The sequence below is a fragment of the Bacteroides sp. AF39-16AC genome (genome assembly GCF_003602735.1).
In the GTDB taxonomy this organism is placed as follows: domain Bacteria; phylum Bacteroidota; class Bacteroidia; order Bacteroidales; family Bacteroidaceae; genus Bacteroides; species Bacteroides uniformis.
On sequence record NZ_QTLN01000029.1, the window covers coordinates 26,745 to 46,995 of the forward strand.

At 46.1% G+C, this 20,251-nt stretch carries 9 protein-coding genes; 4 read left to right on the plus strand and 5 right to left on the minus strand.

The genetic code is table 11. The features are described from left to right. The 3 genes from DW039_RS18125 to DW039_RS18135 are packed head-to-tail and all read right to left on the minus strand — an operon-like array spanning position 1 to position 7,469. Entirely contained in the window at positions 1 to 2,085 is a 2,085-nt protein-coding gene (locus DW039_RS18125; protein WP_119957943.1) for a six-hairpin glycosidase, read from the minus strand. A 23-nt stretch (positions 2,086 to 2,108) separates the two neighbouring features. Beyond that, entirely contained in the window at positions 2,109 to 4,133 is a 2,025-nt protein-coding gene (locus tag DW039_RS18130) for a RagB/SusD family nutrient uptake outer membrane protein (RefSeq protein ID WP_044468179.1), read from the minus strand. A gap of 12 nt (positions 4,134 to 4,145) precedes the next feature. After that, on the minus strand, positions 4,146 to 7,469 hold the full coding sequence (locus DW039_RS18135) for a TonB-dependent receptor (protein ID WP_044468177.1): 3,324 nt from the start codon (positions 7,467 to 7,469) through the stop codon (positions 4,146 to 4,148). 316 nt (positions 7,470 to 7,785) lie between these two features. On the opposite strand from DW039_RS18135, the gene DW039_RS18140 reads away from it, so the two are divergent. The 3 genes from DW039_RS18140 (at position 7,786) to DW039_RS18150 (ending at position 15,002) form a co-directional block, all read left to right on the plus strand. Beyond that, positions 7,786 to 11,826, plus strand: coding sequence for a two-component regulator propeller domain-containing protein (locus DW039_RS18140; RefSeq protein ID WP_120382192.1), 4,041 nt, complete (start codon positions 7,786 to 7,788; stop codon positions 11,824 to 11,826). A gap of 69 nt (positions 11,827 to 11,895) precedes the next feature. Then, positions 11,896 to 12,336 carry a DUF6078 family protein gene (locus DW039_RS18145; protein WP_044468175.1) on the plus strand — a complete coding sequence of 147 codons (441 nt, stop codon included), beginning with the start codon at positions 11,896 to 11,898 and terminating at the stop codon, positions 12,334 to 12,336. Positions 12,337 to 12,908: 572 nt separating this feature from the next. Beyond that, positions 12,909 to 15,002, plus strand: coding sequence for a BT4734/BF3469 family protein (locus DW039_RS18150; RefSeq protein WP_005830140.1), 2,094 nt, complete (start codon positions 12,909 to 12,911; stop codon positions 15,000 to 15,002). On the opposite strand, the gene DW039_RS18155 is transcribed toward DW039_RS18150, so the two are convergent. Continuing rightward, entirely contained in the window at positions 14,999 to 16,219 is a 1,221-nt protein-coding gene (locus tag DW039_RS18155) for an ATP-binding protein (protein ID WP_120382193.1), read from the minus strand. The genes DW039_RS18150 and DW039_RS18155 overlap by 4 nt on opposite strands. A 137-nt stretch (positions 16,220 to 16,356) precedes the next feature. Between DW039_RS18155 and DW039_RS18160 the strand changes: the two genes are divergently transcribed. Continuing rightward, a complete protein-coding gene (locus tag DW039_RS18160; RefSeq protein WP_119957944.1) occupies positions 16,357 to 16,935 on the plus strand; it encodes a DNA-3-methyladenine glycosylase I in 579 nt (192 codons plus the stop codon). Positions 16,936 to 17,060: 125 nt separating this feature from the next. Here DW039_RS18160 and DW039_RS18165 read toward each other — a convergent pair whose 3' ends face one another. Beyond that, positions 17,061 to 20,156, minus strand: coding sequence for a glycoside hydrolase family 2 TIM barrel-domain containing protein (locus tag DW039_RS18165; protein WP_117681301.1), 3,096 nt, complete (start codon positions 20,154 to 20,156; stop codon positions 17,061 to 17,063). Between the last annotated feature and the right edge of the window lie 95 nt (positions 20,157 to 20,251).

Consider the following 20,251-nt stretch of genomic DNA (forward strand, 5'->3'; position numbering starts at 1 on the left):
CTATAATCCTTTATTAACCAATAAATAGTAGACCAGCGCCCAATCCTGATCATTGCCATAAGGATCGTAGAACTGAGCCTTCACCCCATCAATCTTATATGGATACATGTAGGCGCAAGAAGCCTTCCCATCTTCAAAGAATAGGCAAAGATTATTCCTTACTACATCCTCGGCGCGCTTCTGGTAACGTTTATCACCGGTGCAGAGTGCATAAAAATGATAAACAGCTCCGGTTGCCGTACTCCAATAATGCGGGAAGGTATCACCAAACATTTCCCGTTTACCAAACCAGTGCCCGTCCCAGTGACGGATAGCCACCTCATTCAGATGATAACTGGGCTGAAAGCCATTAAAGGCCTCCAACACCGGCATCTGGCGTTTCACTTCATCCAGATATTTCCGGCTGCCGGTTTCCAGATAAAGTTGTGCAAGGAACTGAATAGCCGGAGCTACGATGCTTTGTTCGTAATTCACTTCATGCGCCGGATAGTTCAATCCATTCCTGATGAAGACATCTCCCGTCTTTATGAAATCGTCCAGCAATTTCTCGTACTCCTTCTTCATGCCGGTTTCTCTCAGAGCCTGCAATCCCAGGCGTACCGGGATGCCGATGGCGTAAAAACCATTACCAAACTGGCGGAACATTGCCTGAAGCGTTTGATAACCATCCATAGCATATTGTTTGTCTCCGGTCACTTTATACATCTGAAAATAGAACTCTGCCACCCACATATAATTATATCCACGGTTACGATTCTTCCGGTCAACGCTCGAATAGGTTACGTAATCATCGGTCTGCAGTTTCCCGCGTATAAACGTTGCATATCTCAGGAGCGATGTTTTCAGCTCCGGGTCTTTTGTCAACAAGTACTGTTTAGCCAACAATACTCCCATGCCTACACGCTCCGCCCCTTCATCACGATCCACCGGATTGCAATTCGGCGTGTCATTCAGGTAGATGCTGTCTCCTTCATTATCATAAACCATGTAAGCGCCGTCGCGCAAATCTGCCGGATTATTCATTTGCTGATGAGTGCGGATAAAGTCAACACGCTTTTGTATCAGTCCATCCGTATTGTTGATTACCAGACAGTCGGCATGTGTCTGCTTATCTCCGTTATAATAAAAATCAAATCGGGCTTCACCAGCCTGTTCCATCGGCATCTCCACCACATACATGTTTCCTTCCGGCTTGACAGATACCGGAACGCCGTTCAGCCTGGCCGTACATTCCTTCAAGGGCCGTGCACTGCGAAGTTCCACACGTGCCTTTTCTCCTTTTTCAAAAACATACTTATTGCACGAAACGAGTACACTGCCACGTTCCAGCAGTTTGTTGCGGAAATCCTCATTACCGGCATGAGAGAACAGATGCCATTCCAACGAATAGCTTTCTCCCGGTTTCAGTTGCATATCGGGCAAGTTCAAAGCAAAGATGCCTCTTGTATGGGAGTTCGCTTTCTGACGTCCACGTTCCCATACCTCATAACTCTTGATGGCACCCTCTGTCACCACCAGTCCCAAGTGAGGAGCAAAGCCTCCCATACGAATGGCATTTACATAAGCCGCACTCCCACCTTCCCAGATATGGGCATTAGCACGGGTGTTGATGCACTGTTCCGCATCAGGATAGTTATCGTTGAAAGGCGTATAGATGCCGATATCATAGATGGAAACCGGTACTCCGCCTTCATTGGTGAAAGTATATCTTTCTACCAGGTCGTCCTGTTCAAACACCCTTATCACCCGGATGCCGATATCACTCTCACGATAAGTCACTTCCATGCCGTCGGCACTCATTTTAGTAGGATTCATCCATTCCTTCTTTATGCTCTCCCGACCTTTGACTACAGTAAAATAGCCCAATCCCCAGCCATAATTCTCCTTTATCCAAGGATACTGGGTACCGTCTGTTTTTACCACCCAATTCATGTTGCGCTCATCACCTTGTATCTTCATTTCGCTGAGAGCACCGGTAGAAGCATTACTCTTCACTTCTATAGGAGAACTCCCCGCAAACAGGAAACCTGATACACTCAACATACCGACAAGCGTCCCTATTCTCTTCAATAAATGTTTCTTCATGATATTTGTTTTAGCATTTACGTCTATCGTTCAGCCGGCGTATCGGCATCAGTCTTCCAATACGGGTTCTGATAGATAGGAGAACTTTCGACAGATACTCCGTCCGGGGCTGTAATCAAGAATTGTTTTGCCATAATCGGTTCAAGGTAATGCCCCATCTTCCAGGTATAACCATCATAACACCTCTGACCACTGTTACGCCGATAAGGACGAAGATACTCACTATCCGATTTCTGCGATACGGTAGCACTTGCTGAACCGTCGGCCACCAAACCGTTATACCATTTCTCCATCGGAGTATTCCAAAGATGTATTCCCTCAGGAATATACGGTTTGGCAATCAACTGATCCATTGCCCGCCAACGACATACATCCATGTATCGAAGCCCTTCGGAAAGGAATTCGCAACGGCGTTCACGACGGATATTATACAGAGTCTTGTCCGTCAACAATTGTCCGGCAGAATAAGCGCCCCAATCATTCTCAGCTTCCTTGCTCATATCGGTGGCCGCAATGGTAGCTTCAATATTATCACTGACATTGGCACGACGACGAATAATCTGCCAATATTCACGGGCCGTACCATCAAGCATTCCGTTCCTTTCATAACTGGCTTCCATGTAATTCAGCAATGCCTCTACAGAACGATATAGAACTACGCCGACAAAACCTGCCCATACATCCTGATAATGCTTTACATCAAAAGCTCCACCTTTTCGTAAGAGATAGCCGGTAGTGGCACGTGTCTGGTTAGCGCCATCCGTTATGCCGGGATATGGCTCCGTACGATAGAAGGTACTGAGCGGACTTGTGCCATCAACCAGAATATTCTTCTGTCCGGGTTCCTTCAGGAAGACAGAAAGACGTGAATCCCGATTGGCACGAACATCGGCAATCGTCTTATCTCCTTTATAGACTCCATTACCTTCGGCATAAGAGCCATTGGCATAAACCGGCGTACCGTCCGCCATCAGGAAATTCTGTACGTAACTACGGGTCACCCCCAATGCCCAATTACCTTGATTGGCACCTACACACACACCATGCGTAGATATTCCATAGGTATATTGCTTCCACAGCAATACTTCCGAATAAGAAGAAAGGTCGTCCGACACATACATATCGTAAAACGGATTGGCAACTTCGCTTGCGCTTTGTGGCAGTATGCCTGTATTGGCTGTCAACGAGTTCTTATACTTCTCCGCTACCTCTTTCGAAGCAGAGATAGCTTCATCAAGAAAGTAATTGATTTCATTTTCAATGCTCCCACTCGGATACTGATAATTGGCATTATAATCCTTTGACTTACCCGGCCATCCATCACCATTGGGTACAAACGCCGTCCCCTTAAAATATTTCAGCCAGGTTCCTTCGTACAAGGCAACCCGCGATTTGATGAGCAGCGCAAGGTCACGGTTAATGCGGGTAGTTGCCATATTTTTCCCATCCATCAAAGTTGCCGCCTTATCCAAATCCGACAAAATAAAACGTGCAACCTCGTTACGTGGCATACGTTTACTGGCTTCACTCAGCACAGTTTCATCATCCGGCAATGGTTCAGTGATAATAGGGAAATCACCAAAAGCCCGATAGCGCTTAAAATATTCGAGCGCACGCAAAACGTACAACTCACCGATATAGTGCCTGATACTTGCCAAATCACCGGAAATTGTATTTTGTGAGCCACTCAGGTCTTCTCCAAACCGAGGCAGCACTTCCGAAAAAAAGAAATTCAATCTATAAATCGTTTCAAACGACCAGTTTCCCTCCGAATAGGGTACTTTCCATTGTCCCTCAAAGAAACGGTCGGGAGCCACTTCGGATATTTGGTTATCGGTATATTGATCATCTGTTTCATAATACCCGCGATTACTGCCGGGAAGAACGCGTGGATATATTTCATCCGCATAGGCTTGTAACTGGGAAACTTCCGTAAAGTATCTGTCCGGATCTACCGCAGACTGTGGTTCACTGTCCAAAAAATCGTCGCAAGACACAAAAGAGAAAACAAATGTTGCGGCTAACGCTATTCTATATAATGATTTCATATTATAATACATTTAAAAAGTTAAACTCAAACCGAATGACCACGTGCTTGACAACGGATATACGTTACCTCCGATACCACCAGTACAAGTCTCAGGATCAAACACATCAAACAAAGAAGTAAAAGTCAACAAGTTCTCGCCTGATACAAACAAACGGCATTTGGATATACCGGCTTTCCGAGTCCACATGTCAGGTAAGGTATATCCTAATTGCAGATTCTTCAAACGCATATATGCTGCATTCTGCATATAGCGGCTCTGTATCCGCTGGTTCTTGGCACCATCCGCATCGGTCAGCAACGGGCGTGGAAAATAAGAATCAGTATTTGCAGAAAGCTGATGACCTTCCAGTCCTACCGGTTCCTCACGGAAATAGTCATTATGCTGTTCAAAACCACGTATATGCCATTCATTCTGGTTGCCTTTCACTCCCCAGAAATAGCCACCCGCCTCGTCATTTTTAGTAGTTGCATCACCACCGGGCCAGAAATCGTGCTTCAATACCCCCTGCAAGAAACAACGGAAATCAAAGCCTTTCCAGTCGGCAGTAAGGTCGATACCAAAGAAATAGTGCGGATTGGCATCACCCAGTAATTTCAAATCACCATGATCGCCCAAAGTATTGGCACCCGTAGAGATTTTACCATCGCCATTCAGGTCTTTGTACATAATGTCACCGGCACTCCATTGCGAACCGATAGCGCTTTGTCCGCCATTAGGCAACGATGCGAGATGCGCATCCATTTCCTGCTGTGTCTTAGCTATGCCGATTGTTTCGAATCCCCAGATTTCATTCAGTTTCCTACCGGCCAGATATGCCGACTTATTCACTCCTCTACTGGAATCGTAAGTAGTCAGGGAGTTTGTTTTGTTACTCGGATAACTGTCTATGTAAGTCTGTTGGTCGGACAATGATATTGCAATGCCATAGTTCAAACCGTTCTTCAAGCGGTCTCTCCATGCCAATGAAACTTCCCATCCTTTGGTTTTCAAATCACAGTTATTGGTTTGAGGAGGATTGACTCCCAATGTTAGAGGTAATTCAGGAGCATCTCCCACCATATCCTTTGTATAACGAACAAAGTAATCGAACGAACCGGTCAGGCGGTTATTAAAGAAACCATAGTCAAGGCCGATGTCCCAAGTACGCACCTTTTCCCAAGTCAAAACCGTACTAATCAAATCACCAACCTTTGCCGTATTGGGCTTGGTTCCCCCTTGCAACCAACCTCCATTCAGAATACCCAAAGACATAGTCCGGTAAGTAGGATACCACGTGTTTGTATTTTGATTACCCAATTGTCCATAAGAGAAACGAAGTTTCAACAAATTGGCCACGTCTTGTATCGGTTCCCAGAACTCTTCTTGTGCAATGTTCCAACCCAAAGAGAAAGATGGAGACCACTGCCAACGATTGCCGCGACGGAAACGGGAAGTACCGTCATAACGGATGTTGGCCTCTGCCAGATAACGCCCCTGATAATCATAATTCAGACGTCCAAAGAATCCGGCAGTCGCCCATCTGTTGCTATATCCCTTGACAGTAGCATCTTTAGACAATCCGCTACTTAACTGTCCGTTTGTCAGGTCAAACTCCGGCATGTCTTCCATGATCAGCCCATTCTTAAACACATTAAGATTGCTTTGCTCCATCTCTTCAACCTGAAAACCTCCCATAATCTTGAAATTGTGTACAGTGTTGAATGAATGTGCATATTCGCTATAGACATTCAGGTTCAGATAGTTTTCCTTCTTGTCTTCCTGATATAATCCAGAATCCTGCTCACGATATAACCTGGTCCCGGTGGGTCCCAATTGATAGGAAGGCAGAGTAGTTTCCTTTATCTTCTGGTTCATGATGCTGTAATTAAACTCCACGTTCGTAATCCAATTCTTCACCGGTTCAAAGATTAGAGCGGCCTGATAGTAATGTCGGTCGGTCTGTACGTCACGCTGCCCTCCTTGTTCCAATTCAACAGCATTATAGCCAAAGATATTTCCGTTAGGATCATACATCGGAATATTAGGCCAGTTCTGACGGCCGAACATGCGGTAAAAGTTATCATTGAACTTACGCGGACGCCACACATCGTTCCGGGTAAAGCGTGCCGTAAAATTGAATTTCAGCCAATCGGTCAATTCACTGGTAAACTTACCCGTAGCATTGTAGCGCTTCATGCCATCTTCGCCAATTCTCAACAAACCACCCTGGTCAAGATAGTTGAACGACCCATAATAGGTCATCTTTTCACTACCACCCGATATGCTGACGTTGTGTTCCTGAGAAAAGACCGAACCCTCGTATAGCTCATCATAAATATCATTATTGCCATAAGCATATGCCCATACATCATTCCATGCTTCGGGATTGCTGGGGCTGGGGTCCATTCCTCCCGTAAGCTTACCGGATTGATAGTCAAGCATCTTCTGCATGGTTTCCGTAGAAAAACGAGCGTCTTTATTGCTATTCCTGAGAGCCGAATTCATATAAACAGCAAAGGTATATGAGTCCATCGACTCCGGAAGCCCGATAGGACTGGCCACGCGAAAACTGTTGTTATAGTTAACAGTTGCTTTTCCTGCCTTTCCTTTCTTCGTCGTAACCAAAATTACGCCAAATGGTGCACGGGAACCGTAGATAGAGGAAGCGGCCGCATCTTTCAGTACCGAGATGTTCTCAATATCCTGTGGGTTCACCGTATTGATGTCACCTTCCATACCATCAATCAGAATCAACGGCGAACCGCTTGAAGAACCAATAGTCCCCGTACCACGTACGGAAATATTCATATTCTGGTCCAAAGCTCCGGAGTTGGTCGTAATCTTCAATCCCGGCACCAGCCCTTGCAAAGCCTGAGTGGCCGATGATACCGGACGAGATTCCAGCTCTTTCGCTGTAGCAATGCCCACCGAGCCGGTCAGGTTCACTTTCTTCTGCGTACCAAAACCTACTACAACCACTTCATCGAGCATTTCCGTATCATCTTCCAACATCACATTAACAACTTTACCGGCAACCGCTTGCACTTCCTGTGTCTTATAACCTATATAAGAGATGACAAGTGTGGCTCCCGGTTTCACCGTAAGAGAGAAATTACCGTCCATATCCGTGATAGTTCCATTGGCAGGATTGCCTTTTTCTACGACACTGGCACCAATAACCGGTCCCATTGCATCTTTCACCACACCCGAAACGTAGATTTGTTGCTGAACAACTTCCATAGCGGCGTCATTGCTTTCAGCCATCACCGCAAGGGGATGTCCGGCAATGCAACCAGTACAAAGCAATAAGGCTGCAAGCGCCTTCCGATTGTTTCTAAAAGAATCTGATTTCATTGTTTTCCTTTTAAATTAGATAATAATAAGGTTAATTGAATCTCCAAGTTATCCCCGAAAAGGGATGTGCAAATATATCGCAGTTTATTCTAAAAGGCCGGAGACAAATTCGTTTTCAAATAAGGACAAATTCGTCACGACTGTTTCGCCCCTGCATTTGACATATCTGTCTCTTCGTAGGGAAAAAGGGTGCACATAGAGGCAAATTCATCAAACAACAGAGGCTGATAGGGCAAAAACGCAATGGAAAGTATACACAAAAAAGATTTATTGTATCTTTGGGGTGCAAAGATAATCACCAAATTCAGGAACTACCATGCGAACATATACACACTTCTTGCTGCTATTTTGCTTGTGGTTGCTACCTGCTGCCGACAGCTTGGCACAACCTTATACCCTACGACATCTGGGAGTGGAAGACGGGCTGTCCAACAACTACGTGCGCGACATTGCACAAGACCGTCAAGGATGTATCTGGATAGCAACAGAACTCGGACTGAACAGGTTTGACGGATGCAACTTCACCACCTACAAAAGCAATAACACCGGACTGAGCAGCGATGCGTTGAATGTGCTGTTGTACGACGAAACGGAGAACTTACTTTGGATAAGCGGTAAGTTCAAAGGCATTTGTGCACTGGACTGCTCCACTTACCGGTTCAGAAGCTACGGCGAAGCGGAAGGAGCAAATATCGACAATGTCGTTCACTTATCACACGCCGCCAATGAAGGGATATGGATTACAATGCATCATGGAGACATTGTTTATTATGACAAGCGTTCCCAAACCTTCACATCACTATCGGACAAAGGAATCAAAAGCCTGAACACTTCGAACTGGTGTACTTTTGATGATGGGGCAGAAAATCTATACATCGGACATGCCCAGGGAGGAATGAGCATTGTCAACCTGAAAGACAAAAGCATCCGTAACTTCCGCTATGAAGCCGGCAACCCCAAGAGCTTGCCCGGCAACAGTGTCTATTCCATTTATAAAGACCATCTGGAAAATATCTGGGTAGGAACTAACCGCGGGCTCGGCCTATTCAATCCCAGAACCGAAGAATTTACAGTATTCCGGCACGAATACAATAATCCCTACTCCCTAATTGCCGATCACATTTACAATATCAGGGAAATGGCCGACGGCACCCTATGGATAGCCAGCGACATAGGCGGCATCAGCATATTAGACCTTCACAGCATCACATTCCGCAATCCCGAAAGCATCCGGTTCCATAACATAACAGCCGACAACGGCAAGCACGGAGTATCCTCTGGTAATATCCGCAGCCTACTGCAAGACTCTTTCGGTAACATCTGGATAGGGAACTATGGCAGCGGAATAGATTTCATCAGCCATACACAACCCGTGTTCCATTCATTACCTTATATGACAGGAAACGGCAAGGAGTTGAAATACAAACCGGTATGGGGGCTTTGCAAAGATGCAAAAGAACAAATCTGGTTGGGAGGCGAAAATGAAGTATGCCTTTTCAAAGATAATAAGTTCATAAAAAGCATTGACATTACAAGCAAATTATCAAGACCTTACGGTCAGGTTTTCTCTATCATTGACGCCGAAGATGACATCTTATTGCTCGGAATCTATGACGATGGCCTTTTGAAATACAATACCAACACCAATCATATTGAAAGGATTCTGCTGGATATAGAAAACATAGATATAATCACTTTCTTTAAAGACACCGATGGAACGATATATATAGGTGCGGAATATGGCATATACACTTATACCGACGGCATCCTCAACAAAGAGAACAATATAACCAAGCTGCTCCCTGACAAATCGGTATATGGAATCTGCCGTGACCGCCAAGGCAAACTTTGGGTAGGTACCTATGGAGGAGGAATAGCCATTTTCAACAAAGACAACACACTCCTTACTATTCTCAGTACAAACACCAGTTTCTGCTCCAATGCCATCAATCACCTCCACATGGACATCCAGGGAGGAATCTGGGCAGCAACCCGTAACGGTATAGGTTACATAAAAGACACCAACCGCCCTGAAGAATTCGAGTTCTATGGCTATAGCCAGGGACTCGAAGATACCTTTGTCCGCACTATACAGGAAGACAAGAAAGGAGGCATCTGGCTTAGTACCAACGATGGAATCTCTCACTGGAATCCGCAAAGGCAAAAGTTCGAGAATTACGACTATCGGGATGGAATTCCCATAGGAAATTTTATCGAAGGCTCGGCATGCTGCATGCAAGACGGTACACTCTATTTCGGCTCATTGAATGGAGTCTGCTTTTTCAATCCAAAGAACCTTACAGCAGAACAGCAAGTGGCTCCCATACAAATCATCGAATGCAAAGGCCTTAACAACCAAATAGAAAACCGTAGTGGAGAAACAATGATACAGCCATCCGGCGGAAGTATCGAATTGCCACACAACCGGAACTCATTTCGTATATCCTTCTCCGTACCCGACTATTCACAAAGCCGCCTGGTAGAGTATGCCTATCTCATTGAAGGCTTGGAAAACTCATGGACCAATACATTGGGAGATAACCAAGTGACCTTCCGAAACATTGCTCCGGGTGAATATACTTTCAAGGTAAAAGCACGGTTAAGAAATCAAGAATGGGATGACAAGCATATTGCTGCCATGAAAGTCCATATTCATCCTCCCATATGGCTGACTTGGTATGCTAAAGCATTCTACATATTAATCCTATTATTGGGGGGATATATTTGGTTCCGCTTCTACAAACGCAAGCTGATGTTGGAAAGCTCACTCGAACTGGAACGTAAAAAGAGCTTAAACGAACAAGAACTCAACAATGAACGCCTACGTTTCTACACCAATATTACCCATGAGCTACGCACTCCGCTGACGCTGATACTCGGTCCGCTTGAAGACTTGGTGAATGACTCCAATCTACCGGTATTCTACAGCAACAAGATAAGGGTGATTCATGACAGTGCACTACGATTGCTAAACCTGATAAATCAGATACTGGAATTTCGCAAGACAGAAACGCAAAACCGAAAACTCACAGTAGCAAAGGGAAATTTGGGAAATCTGGTTACAGAAATCGGATTACGGTACAAAGAATTGAACCGCAACACTAAAGTGAAGTTCCACATCAGCATTGATACGGATAAGACTAAACTTTACTTTGATGCAGACATCATCACTACCATATTGAACAATCTGTTGAGCAATGCCATAAAATACACCCCGGAGGGAACTATTTGTCTGATTATGCAGTCTGTGCAAGAGCAAGATAACATGTATACGGAAATCATTGTCAGTGACACCGGATATGGAATCAGTACGGAAGTATTGCCGCACATTTTCGACCGCTACTATCAAGCCGACAGCAAACATCAAGCATCGGGAACCGGTATAGGACTTGCATTGGTCAAAGCCCTGGCCGACTTGCACGAAGGTATTCTGTCAGTTGAAAGTGAAGTAAGTAAAGGGACAACCTTCACTTTCAGATTACTGACCCAAAACACTTATCCTCATGCTCTGCACAAAGAAGAAAACCCGGAAACCGTTCAGAAAGAAAAACCAAAGGAAGAAGAGGAAAAAGAAGAGACAGACATGCTTCCCGTAATCCTGATAATAGAAGACAATGATGACATCCGCAAATACATAGCCACATCCTTCAGCAGCAACTACCGGATTATCACAGCCGCCAACGGCAAAGAAGGTGTGAAGCAGGCTTTGAAGTGCATACCGGACATCATCATCAGCGACATCATGATGCCCGTTATGGACGGTATCGAGCTTTGCAAGACCATCAAGGAAGATATACGTACCAGCCATATCCCCATCATTCTCCTTACAGCCAAAGATTCCATACAAGATAAGGAAGAAGGTTACGAAAGCGGTGCAGATTCGTATCTGACAAAACCTTTCAGTGCCAAATTACTGAACAGCCGCGTACAGAATCTGCTGGAATCACGCAGAAAGTTGGCTCACTTAATTGCTGACCGTACCAAAGAACTGAAACCGGAAATTCTTCGAGAACCCATGAAGATAAACAAGCTGGATGAGGAATTTCTAAACAAGCTGACCCGGATTATTGAAGAAAACATAGAAACCGAAAAGTTAGACATATCCTTCATAATGGACAAGATGCACATGAGTCATTCCACCCTCTACCGAAAAATAAAAGGACTGACCGACATGTCGGGCAATGAGTTTATCCGGAAAATCAGACTCAAAAACAGTTTGAGACTACTGATGGAAGAAGGCAACAACATATCGGAAGCGGCATATGCCAGCGGTTTCAACGATTTGGGGTATTTCCGGGCTTGCTTTAAGGAAGAATACGGAATGACACCTTCAGAATACATCAAACGACAAAGGTAGATATTCAGGAAAAAAACAGTCGATTCCATATTTTATCTTTACCTTTGCACATATATATAGAACATAATAATGGAAGATTATTTCGACTACCAGTCTGTGCCTTATGGCTTTGCGCATTGCTTCCACAGCCAGTGCATCCATAAGGAAGAATGCCTGCACCATCTGGCCGCTATCAATTGTACCTCGCAATATCCCACCTTAAGTATCATCAACCCGAACCGTATCCCTGCCGATACCACCGACTGCCCTTATTTTCGGAAAGCCCAAAAGTACCGAGTAGCATGGGGCATCCGGCATCTGCTGGACAATGTACCCCACAAATGTGCAGCCCCGATGAGGAACCAGCTTGTAGGACACTTTGGCAAGACCACCTATTATCGCTTTTACCGCCAGGAACAAGGCTTGTTTCCAAAGGCACAAGCATATATCCGTCAGGTTTTCAAACAATACGGAATTGCCGAAGAACCGAAATTCGAGAGATACAGCGAAGAATACAGCTACAACGATTGAAGCATCCGGACAGCTCAGCTCTTACAAAGTTTATTTTTGAAAAACATCTGTCATGCTATCACGCAGAGGGGGATATCCTTTTGATTATAAACCGATTAAAGCGTGAAAGATACCCGTGATAGATAAAAATCTTCACAACCATCCATCACGCCATAACAAAAGCAGTATCCGATACTTACTTCATTCACCACAGAATAGTGCTATATGCTTAGTTCTCAGTATGAAACTTTTAGTTTCTTAAGCAAATACTATTGGTTTCAACCTTCTAAAATAAAAGTTTCAACAAGAGAAACTGAGAGTTTCCCTTAGGAAAACCATTGGTTTCAACAAGTAAAACCTTTTGTTTCAATAGCCGGAAACTATTGTTCCGACAAGCAAAACCAGCGTGGAAGTCTGCACAAAGCATCCCAAATCACCAGCTTTTTCGACTCAAAACATCAGATTTTCCACAGAAAAACGCTGGAATCGACCTAAAAAAGCATGGAATCACTTGCAAAAAGAGCCTAATTGTCGTACCTTAGTACACTGTAAGCAAACCATTTTGCCTGCATGTGACAAAACAAAAAATAGAAATGAAAATCACCCAACTGAGAGAAAAAGACGGGAATCTGACACTGAGCACGACAGACTTGGACACCTTCCTACAGAAAATCAAAACGGAGACCAAAACCCAGCCCGTATCCACTTTCCGCCAGCAACTGCGATACTGCTTGCCCGGCAAGCGCTGCAACGAGGCAGACCGACTGCCCAAAGTACTCCCGGCAGCCGAATTCCGCAAGACGAACGGTGTCTGCCAGATGAAAACCTACAACGGCATCGTGGAACTGACCGTAGGCCCGCTTTCCGGCAAGTCCGAAATAGCCCTTGTGAAACGTCTTGCCTGGGAACAGCCCCAGACGCGGCTCGTATTCACCGGTTCCAGCGGACGGACTGTAAAGATTTGGACTACCTTCACCCGTCCGAACAATTCGCTGCCGGGCAAACGGGAAGAAGCCGAAGTATTCCACGCCCATGCCTACCGCCTTGCCGTGAAATGCTACCAGCCCCAACTGCCTTTCGACATTCTGCTGAAAGAGCCCAAGCTGGAACAGTACTCCCGCCTCTCCTTCGACCCCGAAGCCATGTACCGCCCGGACTCCATACAGTTCTATCTTGCACAGCCCGCCTCCATGCCCGACGAAACCACCTATCGGGAAGCCCTGCAAGACGAGAAGTCACCCCTGACGCGCGCCGTGCCGGGATATGAAGCCGAAGAAGCCATCATCATGCTGTTTGAAGCCGCCTTGCAGAAGACTTTCGCCGAAGCGACGGGTGCCGGTGCCGACAACAGCCTGCACTCGCTGACCGTACGCCTTGCCGAGAACTGTTTCCGTTCGGGCATCCCCGAAGAAGAGACCGTGAAGCGTACCTATTTCCATTATTATCTGCGCCAAAAAGAGACTGTCATCCGGCAGATTGTAAGAAGCGTTTACCAAGAGAACAAAGGCTTCAATACCCAAAGCAGCCTCAGCAAAGAGCAAAGACTTGCCATACAGACGGACGAGTTCATGAAACGCCGCTACGACTTCCGCTACAACACCCAAGTGGGTGAGGTGGAATACCGTGAACGCCACTCGTTCCGTTTCCGCTTCTCCCCCATCGACAAGCGCACGCTGAACAGCATTGCCCTCGACGCACAGAGCGAAGGCATTCCCCTGTGGGATAGGGACATCAGCCGATATATCTACTCCAACCGCATCCCGGTATTCAATCCGCTGGAAGATTATCTGTACGACCTTCCGCACTGGGACGGGAAAGACCGTATCCTGGCACTCGCCCAGACAGTACCCTGCAACAACCCGTACTGGGCCGAACTGTTCCACCGCTGGTTTCTCAACATGGTGGCACACTGGCGCGGCAATACCGACAAGAAATATGCCAACAGCGTCTCCCCCTTATTGGTAGGTGCACAAGGCACCCGCAAAAGCACCTTTTGCCGAAGCATCGTCCCGCCCGAGCTGCGTGCCTATTATACGGACAGCATCGACTTCTCGCGCAAGCGCGACGCCGAACTTTACCTCAACCGTTTTGCGCTCATCAACATCGATGAATTCGACCAAATAAGCAGCACCCAGCAAGGATTCCTGAAACATATCCTCCAGAAGCCGGTGGTCAACGTGCGCAAGCCATACGCCAATGCCGTGCTCGAGATGCGCCGATACGCCTCGTTCATCGCCACCAGCAACCAGAAGGACTTGCTGACCGACCCCAGCGGCAGTCGCCGGTTCATCTGCATAGAAGTGACGGAAGCAATAGACACCAACCGCCCGATAGACTACAACCAGCTTTATACCCAGGCCATGCACGAACTGGACCACGGCGAACGCTATTGGTTCGACCAGTCGGACGAACGGATTATGACGGAAAACAACCACGATTTCGAACAGATACCGCCCGAAGAGCAACTGTTCTACCACTATTTCCGCGTTGCCGGAAATGACGAGGAGGGAGAATGGCTGTCGTCTGCCGAAATACTGAACCGCCTGCGCCGGTACAGCGCCATCCCGCTGTCCACCAAGAGAGTGAATGTATTCGGAAGGATACTGCAGAAACATGAAGTGCCATCCCGCAGAACACGGTTCGGCACGCTGTATCATGTGGTGGAGTGCAAGAGACAAGAAGATTAGTCTTTAAAATATTCAGACACCGGCAATGCTTCTATCGTTTTATCTCCTACGGAAAATTTGTCATGTTGGTTATAAGTGAGTATCAGTCCATGCCCCATCTTGAAGAAAGACAAGGCATCCAGTAAGCCACCTACTTCCCTTTTCCGGTTTTCTGCGGTCAAGGCATAGCATACCTGGATGGCAAGCTGGGGCACAGAATTGCGTACAACTATAAAGTCGCATTCCTTCCGGTTCTCATTATAATAGAATATCTCAGAATAACGGCGACGCAATTCCGCAAAAACCATGTTCTCCAGCCTCCGACCCTCATCACGGGTGAAAGATGGAGAGGTGACAAATACAACACCATTGTCCACACAATACACTTTCTTCGGGTTCAACAGTTGCGCTTTATATGAATATGAAAATTTCGGAACAAAGTTTATCAAGTAAGTCTGTTCGAAATAAGAGAAATAATCAGACACAGTAGAAGTACTTTTCATTCCCAGTATCTGTTTCAGTTTTGTAGCAGACACCAGATTGCCCACATTCCCCATCAAATAGGCCAAGAGACTTTTCAAAGAGTGGTCATCACGTATATTATATCTCACGGCAATATCACGATATACTATATCATTGACTAAATCCGTCAGAACATCCTGATCATCCAGTTGCAAGTATTGAGGGAAGCCACCCTGATGCAGATAGTCGTACAAGGAACTGTCACCGATAGTCTTACCCGTAAAACCGCAATATTCAGCATACGAAAAAGGGAACAGTTCTTTCGTAATATGTCTTCCTGTCAACTTCGTGCCCAATTCACGACTCAACATCGAAGCATTGGAGCCGGTGATTCCCACATAAAACCCTTCATCCAACTTGCCCCGAATATACACCTCCCAACCATCAACAATCTGTATTTCGTCAAAAAGAAGAGCGATACACCCTTCATGTTCCTTAATAACTTCATCCACTATACGGAAATCACTGAATTCAAATCCATACAGTAAAGGGGTATCAAAATTCAAGGAGAGCACCTCTTCCGGCTTGTATCTATCCACCGATAATTGTGCCAGCAATGTACTCTTACCACAACGGCGAATACCAGATATAATCAGTGCATAGTCTGCTACCAAGGGAGGTAAAGACAACAATAGGTCACGTCGGAAACTTTGAAATTTCCTCAACCGTTCACGTTGCACACGTATGGCTTCTACTATATCCGATTTGCTTATCATAGGGCTATGTCATTTATATTCAGATACAAATATAAACATTCCATTCCGAATAAACAAATCTATCCATTTAGAATAGATAGATTTGTTTATTCGGAATGAAAGCACTACCTTAGCACCTCATTACAAAAATAACGCTTATGCAAGACATTATAAACGGACGTTGCGGCTGGTGCGGAACCTACGAGCTGTATGTGAAATACCACGATGAAGAGTGGGGAAAACCGGTAACAGACGACAAGACACTATTCGAGTTTCTTGTATTGGAAAGTGCCCAGGCGGGACTGAGCTGGATAACCATCCTCAAAAAGCGGGAAGGCTACCGCAAAGCCTTTTGCAATTTCGATGCCGCGCAAGTGGCGCAAATGACCGACGAAGACGTGGAACGGCTGATGCACTTTGACGGCATCGTGAAAAACCGTCTGAAAATCAAGTCGACCATCACCAATGCAAAGCAGTTTCTTGCCATACAGAAAGAATTCGGCAGCTTTTACAACTATACGCTATCCTTCTTCCCCGACCGGAACCCCATTATCAATCATTTCCAGTCATTGAGTGAGATTCCGGTATCATCTCCCGAATCAGATGCCATGAGCAAAGACATGAAAAAACGGGGATTCAAGTTCTTCGGCTCTACCATTTGCTATGCCCATCTGCAAGCTTCGGGGTTTATCAACGACCATCTGACGGATTGCATTTGCCGAAATCAGAAACAATAAAACAAAGAAATATACAGAAGCAAGCAAAACATCAACACAAAGCGGTCACCCTCCCCCATCGGAAAGGCGACCGCTTCAGTGTTATAAAATCTGTTTCTCAGTATGTAATACACTGAGAAGAAATGTTATTCTATTCCGATACTATGGCATACGGGAAAAAGGATGAACGTAAACTCATAATCAGCGTATGGCACCAGGTATTCCGGACGGGCTATACGTCCCCAACTGTCTTCGCAACCCAGACCGGCTTGCACCTTGTCGATACAGAGATTAGTCAAATCAGCTTCATCCACCTCTTGCGAGTGTCCTTGCTCTTTGCTCCAGCCTTCATCTAAAGACTCGATGGTATAGTGCAAGGCAGATGCGGAGAAGGGAGCGGCTGCCACAATCTTGATGCCATTACCAGACTGATCCAACATCTTCCACCAACGAATATCGGTCTTTGTTCCGTTTTCCTGCGGACGGATGTAGGGATAGAACTGCTCGGCCACACTTTGGCGATAAATGCCTAAGTCGGCGCAATGATTACGGTCAATATAGTTTTCAACCGGACCGCGTCCATAGTATTCAACGGTTTCAAAGCTGCGCGGCATAGGCATCTGCAGACCGAAACGGAACATGTTCGATACTTTGGCATTCTTGTCGGCAGTCAGCTTCTGGGTCACCTTGACGGCACCGGCATTGTTGATGACATAAACAAGGTTCAGCTTAGCTGAAACACCCGGCATGTCGTAAGCAGATTCTACAATCACCTGATTGTTCTCCGTGCGCTGTTTGAAAGAGGTCAGTTTGATTTCCGGATTCTTCCAAGCGATATATTTGCGTTGCAGATTGGCACCGTAGTCGTTGTCAACAGGCGCACGCCAGAAGTTTGGTTTTAAAGCCTCGCCGTCTTTAATCATATCCCGGCCATTCACTTTGTACTTGGTCAGATAACCGTTGTGCTTGTTGATTTCTACACGGAAAGCATCACCGGAGACGATGAGGTAGTTCCAATCGTTATCCTGTACTTGGGGAGCCGTCATCTCGATATTGCTCTGTTCGCAGTTCTTCAATTCCATGGAAGGAGCTTGGTAAGGATTGAGCGTCAACTGGTCTTTTGCCACTACATGTCCGGCGGAAAGCAATCCTTCACGGTTCTTCAGCTTATAGGAAACATTCAGCAACCACTCGGTGCATTGGCAAGTCTTGCCCAAGTCCAACTTGATTTTGGCTGTCTGTTGGGGAGCTACATTCAGATTATCCACACGACCGGTCCGTATCACCTTACCGCCTTTCAGTACCTCCCACTCCATATAATAGGCAGAAAGATCACGGAAGAAGTATTCATTGAACACATTGATTTCGCCGTTCTTCAAGTCGGCCGGAGTAGTCCAGATGTCCTGATAGATACGGCCTACCTCATACATGTGGGGATTGGGCACACGGTCGGGGCTGATAAGACCGTTATCGCAGAAGTTACCATCGCTGGCATCAAAACGGTTAAAGTCACCGCCGTAGGCATAAATCATCTTACCGTTTTTTCCTGTCCAACGTACAGACTGATCAACAAAATCCCAAATAAAGCCACCTTGGAATTTGGAATATTTACGCACCAAATCCCAATATTCTTTAAAACCTCCTTGCGAGTTTCCCATCGCGTGAGCATATTCGCACTGAATCAGGGGCTTTGTCATAGAATCATCCTCACTGTATTTCTTACATCCGTCATAGCCATAATACATCGGGCAATAGATGTCTGTCTTGCCTGTTTTACCGGCTTGTTCATATTGTACGGCACGGCTCGGGTCTTCAGCCTTTATCCAATCGTAGGCAGCTTCGAAATTAGCGCCATAGCCGGCTTCGTTGCCCAAAGACCAGAAAATGATGCTGGGATGATTGAAGCTACGCTGCACATTGCGCTGGTTACGCTCCATATGTGCTTTCCTATAGTCCTCACGTTTGGCAAGTGTCTCTTCCCCATAACCCATTCCGTGGGATTCGATATTGGCTTCGGCCACTACGTAAATACCATATTGGTCGCAGAGGTCGTACCAGAGATTATTGTCGGGATAGTGGCAGGTGCGCACGGCATTCAGGTTGAACTGCTTCATCACCTGAATATCCTGAATCATGCGTTCGCGAGAAATGACGTAACCACCGTCCGGATCCATCTCGTGGCGGTTGGCTCCCTTGAAGAGAACGGGCTGGCCGTTGACAAGTATCTGACTTCCTTTCAGCTCTATCTTTCGGAAGCCCACCTTTACGGGAATCACTTCACTGCTGCCTTGCAAAGTGGCACGTAGGGTATACAAGTAGGGCGTTTCCGCCGTCCACTTATGAGGATTCTCCACATTTATCAAGGCAGTAGCGTTACCTTTGGCGACAGCTGTAGCCACCTGTTTTCCGGCAGCGTCCAGCAGTTCAAGACTGACATTGCCGCCACCCTTCACATCAAGCTGTACTTTCAGGGAACCGTTCTTATAAGCAGTATCCAAATCGGGAGTGACACGGATGTCCTGAATGCGCTTCTTGTCACGGGCATACAAGTAGCAATCGCGCCCTACACCGCTATAACGGAAGAAGTCCTGGTCTTCCAGATACGTCCCGTCACACCAGCGGAATACCTGAAAGGCTATCAGATTCTTTTGTCCCGGCTTCAAGTAGGGTGTCAGGTTGAATTCAGCCTCCAGTTTGCTGTCCTCACTATAACCTACGTACTTGCCGTTTACCCACAAATACATATTGGAAGTCACGGAACCGAAATGAGCAATGATGTCCTTACTCTTCCAGTCGGCAGGTATTACAATCTCACGACGGTAGGAACCTACATTGTTATTCTCCGTTGGCACCTGCGGTGGATTGTTCTTGAACTGATTGCGCCAGGCATATCCGGTATTCACGTAGATAGGGTCGCCGAAACCGTTCAGTTCCCACATACCGGGAACGGCCATATCGCTCCATCCCTTGTCGTTGAACCCCACTTTCCAGAAATCCGTGGGACGGGCATCGGCATTCTTCACCCAGAAGAATTTCCAGATACCGTTCAGAGTCATGTAATTGGAAGAATGTTCTTTTGCTCCACGAGCCGCAGCATCTGCCGACTCATAGGCAAAATAGTTGGTGTGCATCGGAGCACGGTTCACGGCATTCACTTCAGGGTTTTGCCATTCAGTGAAGGACTGTGCGCTTGCGGCAATGGCAAAAGTCGCAAGCAGTCCGGTAATGAAATGTTTCTTCATGGTAAATAGTTTATAAAAATTAGCAACGGCATACAAGCAGAACCGGTATGCCGTCACAAAGATACGCCTATCCTATAATTAAAAGGAAGAATAAT

Excerpts from the sequence above, each read along its gene's own strand:
- DW039_RS18125 (WP_119957943.1), bottom strand. The coding sequence starts at position 2,085 with ATGAAGAAACATTTATTGAAGAGAATAGGGACGCTTGTCGGTATGTTG.
- DW039_RS18130 (WP_044468179.1), bottom strand. The coding sequence starts at position 4,133 with ATGAAATCATTATATAGAATAGCGTTAGCCGCAACATTTGTTTTCTCT.
- DW039_RS18135 (WP_044468177.1), bottom strand. The coding sequence starts at position 7,469 with ATGAAATCAGATTCTTTTAGAAACAATCGGAAGGCGCTTGCAGCCTTA.
- DW039_RS18140 (WP_120382192.1), top strand. The coding sequence starts at position 7,786 with ATGCGAACATATACACACTTCTTGCTGCTATTTTGCTTGTGGTTGCTA.
- DW039_RS18145 (WP_044468175.1), top strand. The coding sequence starts at position 11,896 with ATGGAAGATTATTTCGACTACCAGTCTGTGCCTTATGGCTTTGCGCAT.
- DW039_RS18150 (WP_005830140.1), top strand. The coding sequence starts at position 12,909 with ATGAAAATCACCCAACTGAGAGAAAAAGACGGGAATCTGACACTGAGC.
- DW039_RS18155 (WP_120382193.1), bottom strand. The coding sequence starts at position 16,219 with ATGATAAGCAAATCGGATATAGTAGAAGCCATACGTGTGCAACGTGAA.
- DW039_RS18160 (WP_119957944.1), top strand. The coding sequence starts at position 16,357 with ATGCAAGACATTATAAACGGACGTTGCGGCTGGTGCGGAACCTACGAG.
- DW039_RS18165 (WP_117681301.1), bottom strand. The coding sequence starts at position 20,156 with ATGAAGAAACATTTCATTACCGGACTGCTTGCGACTTTTGCCATTGCC.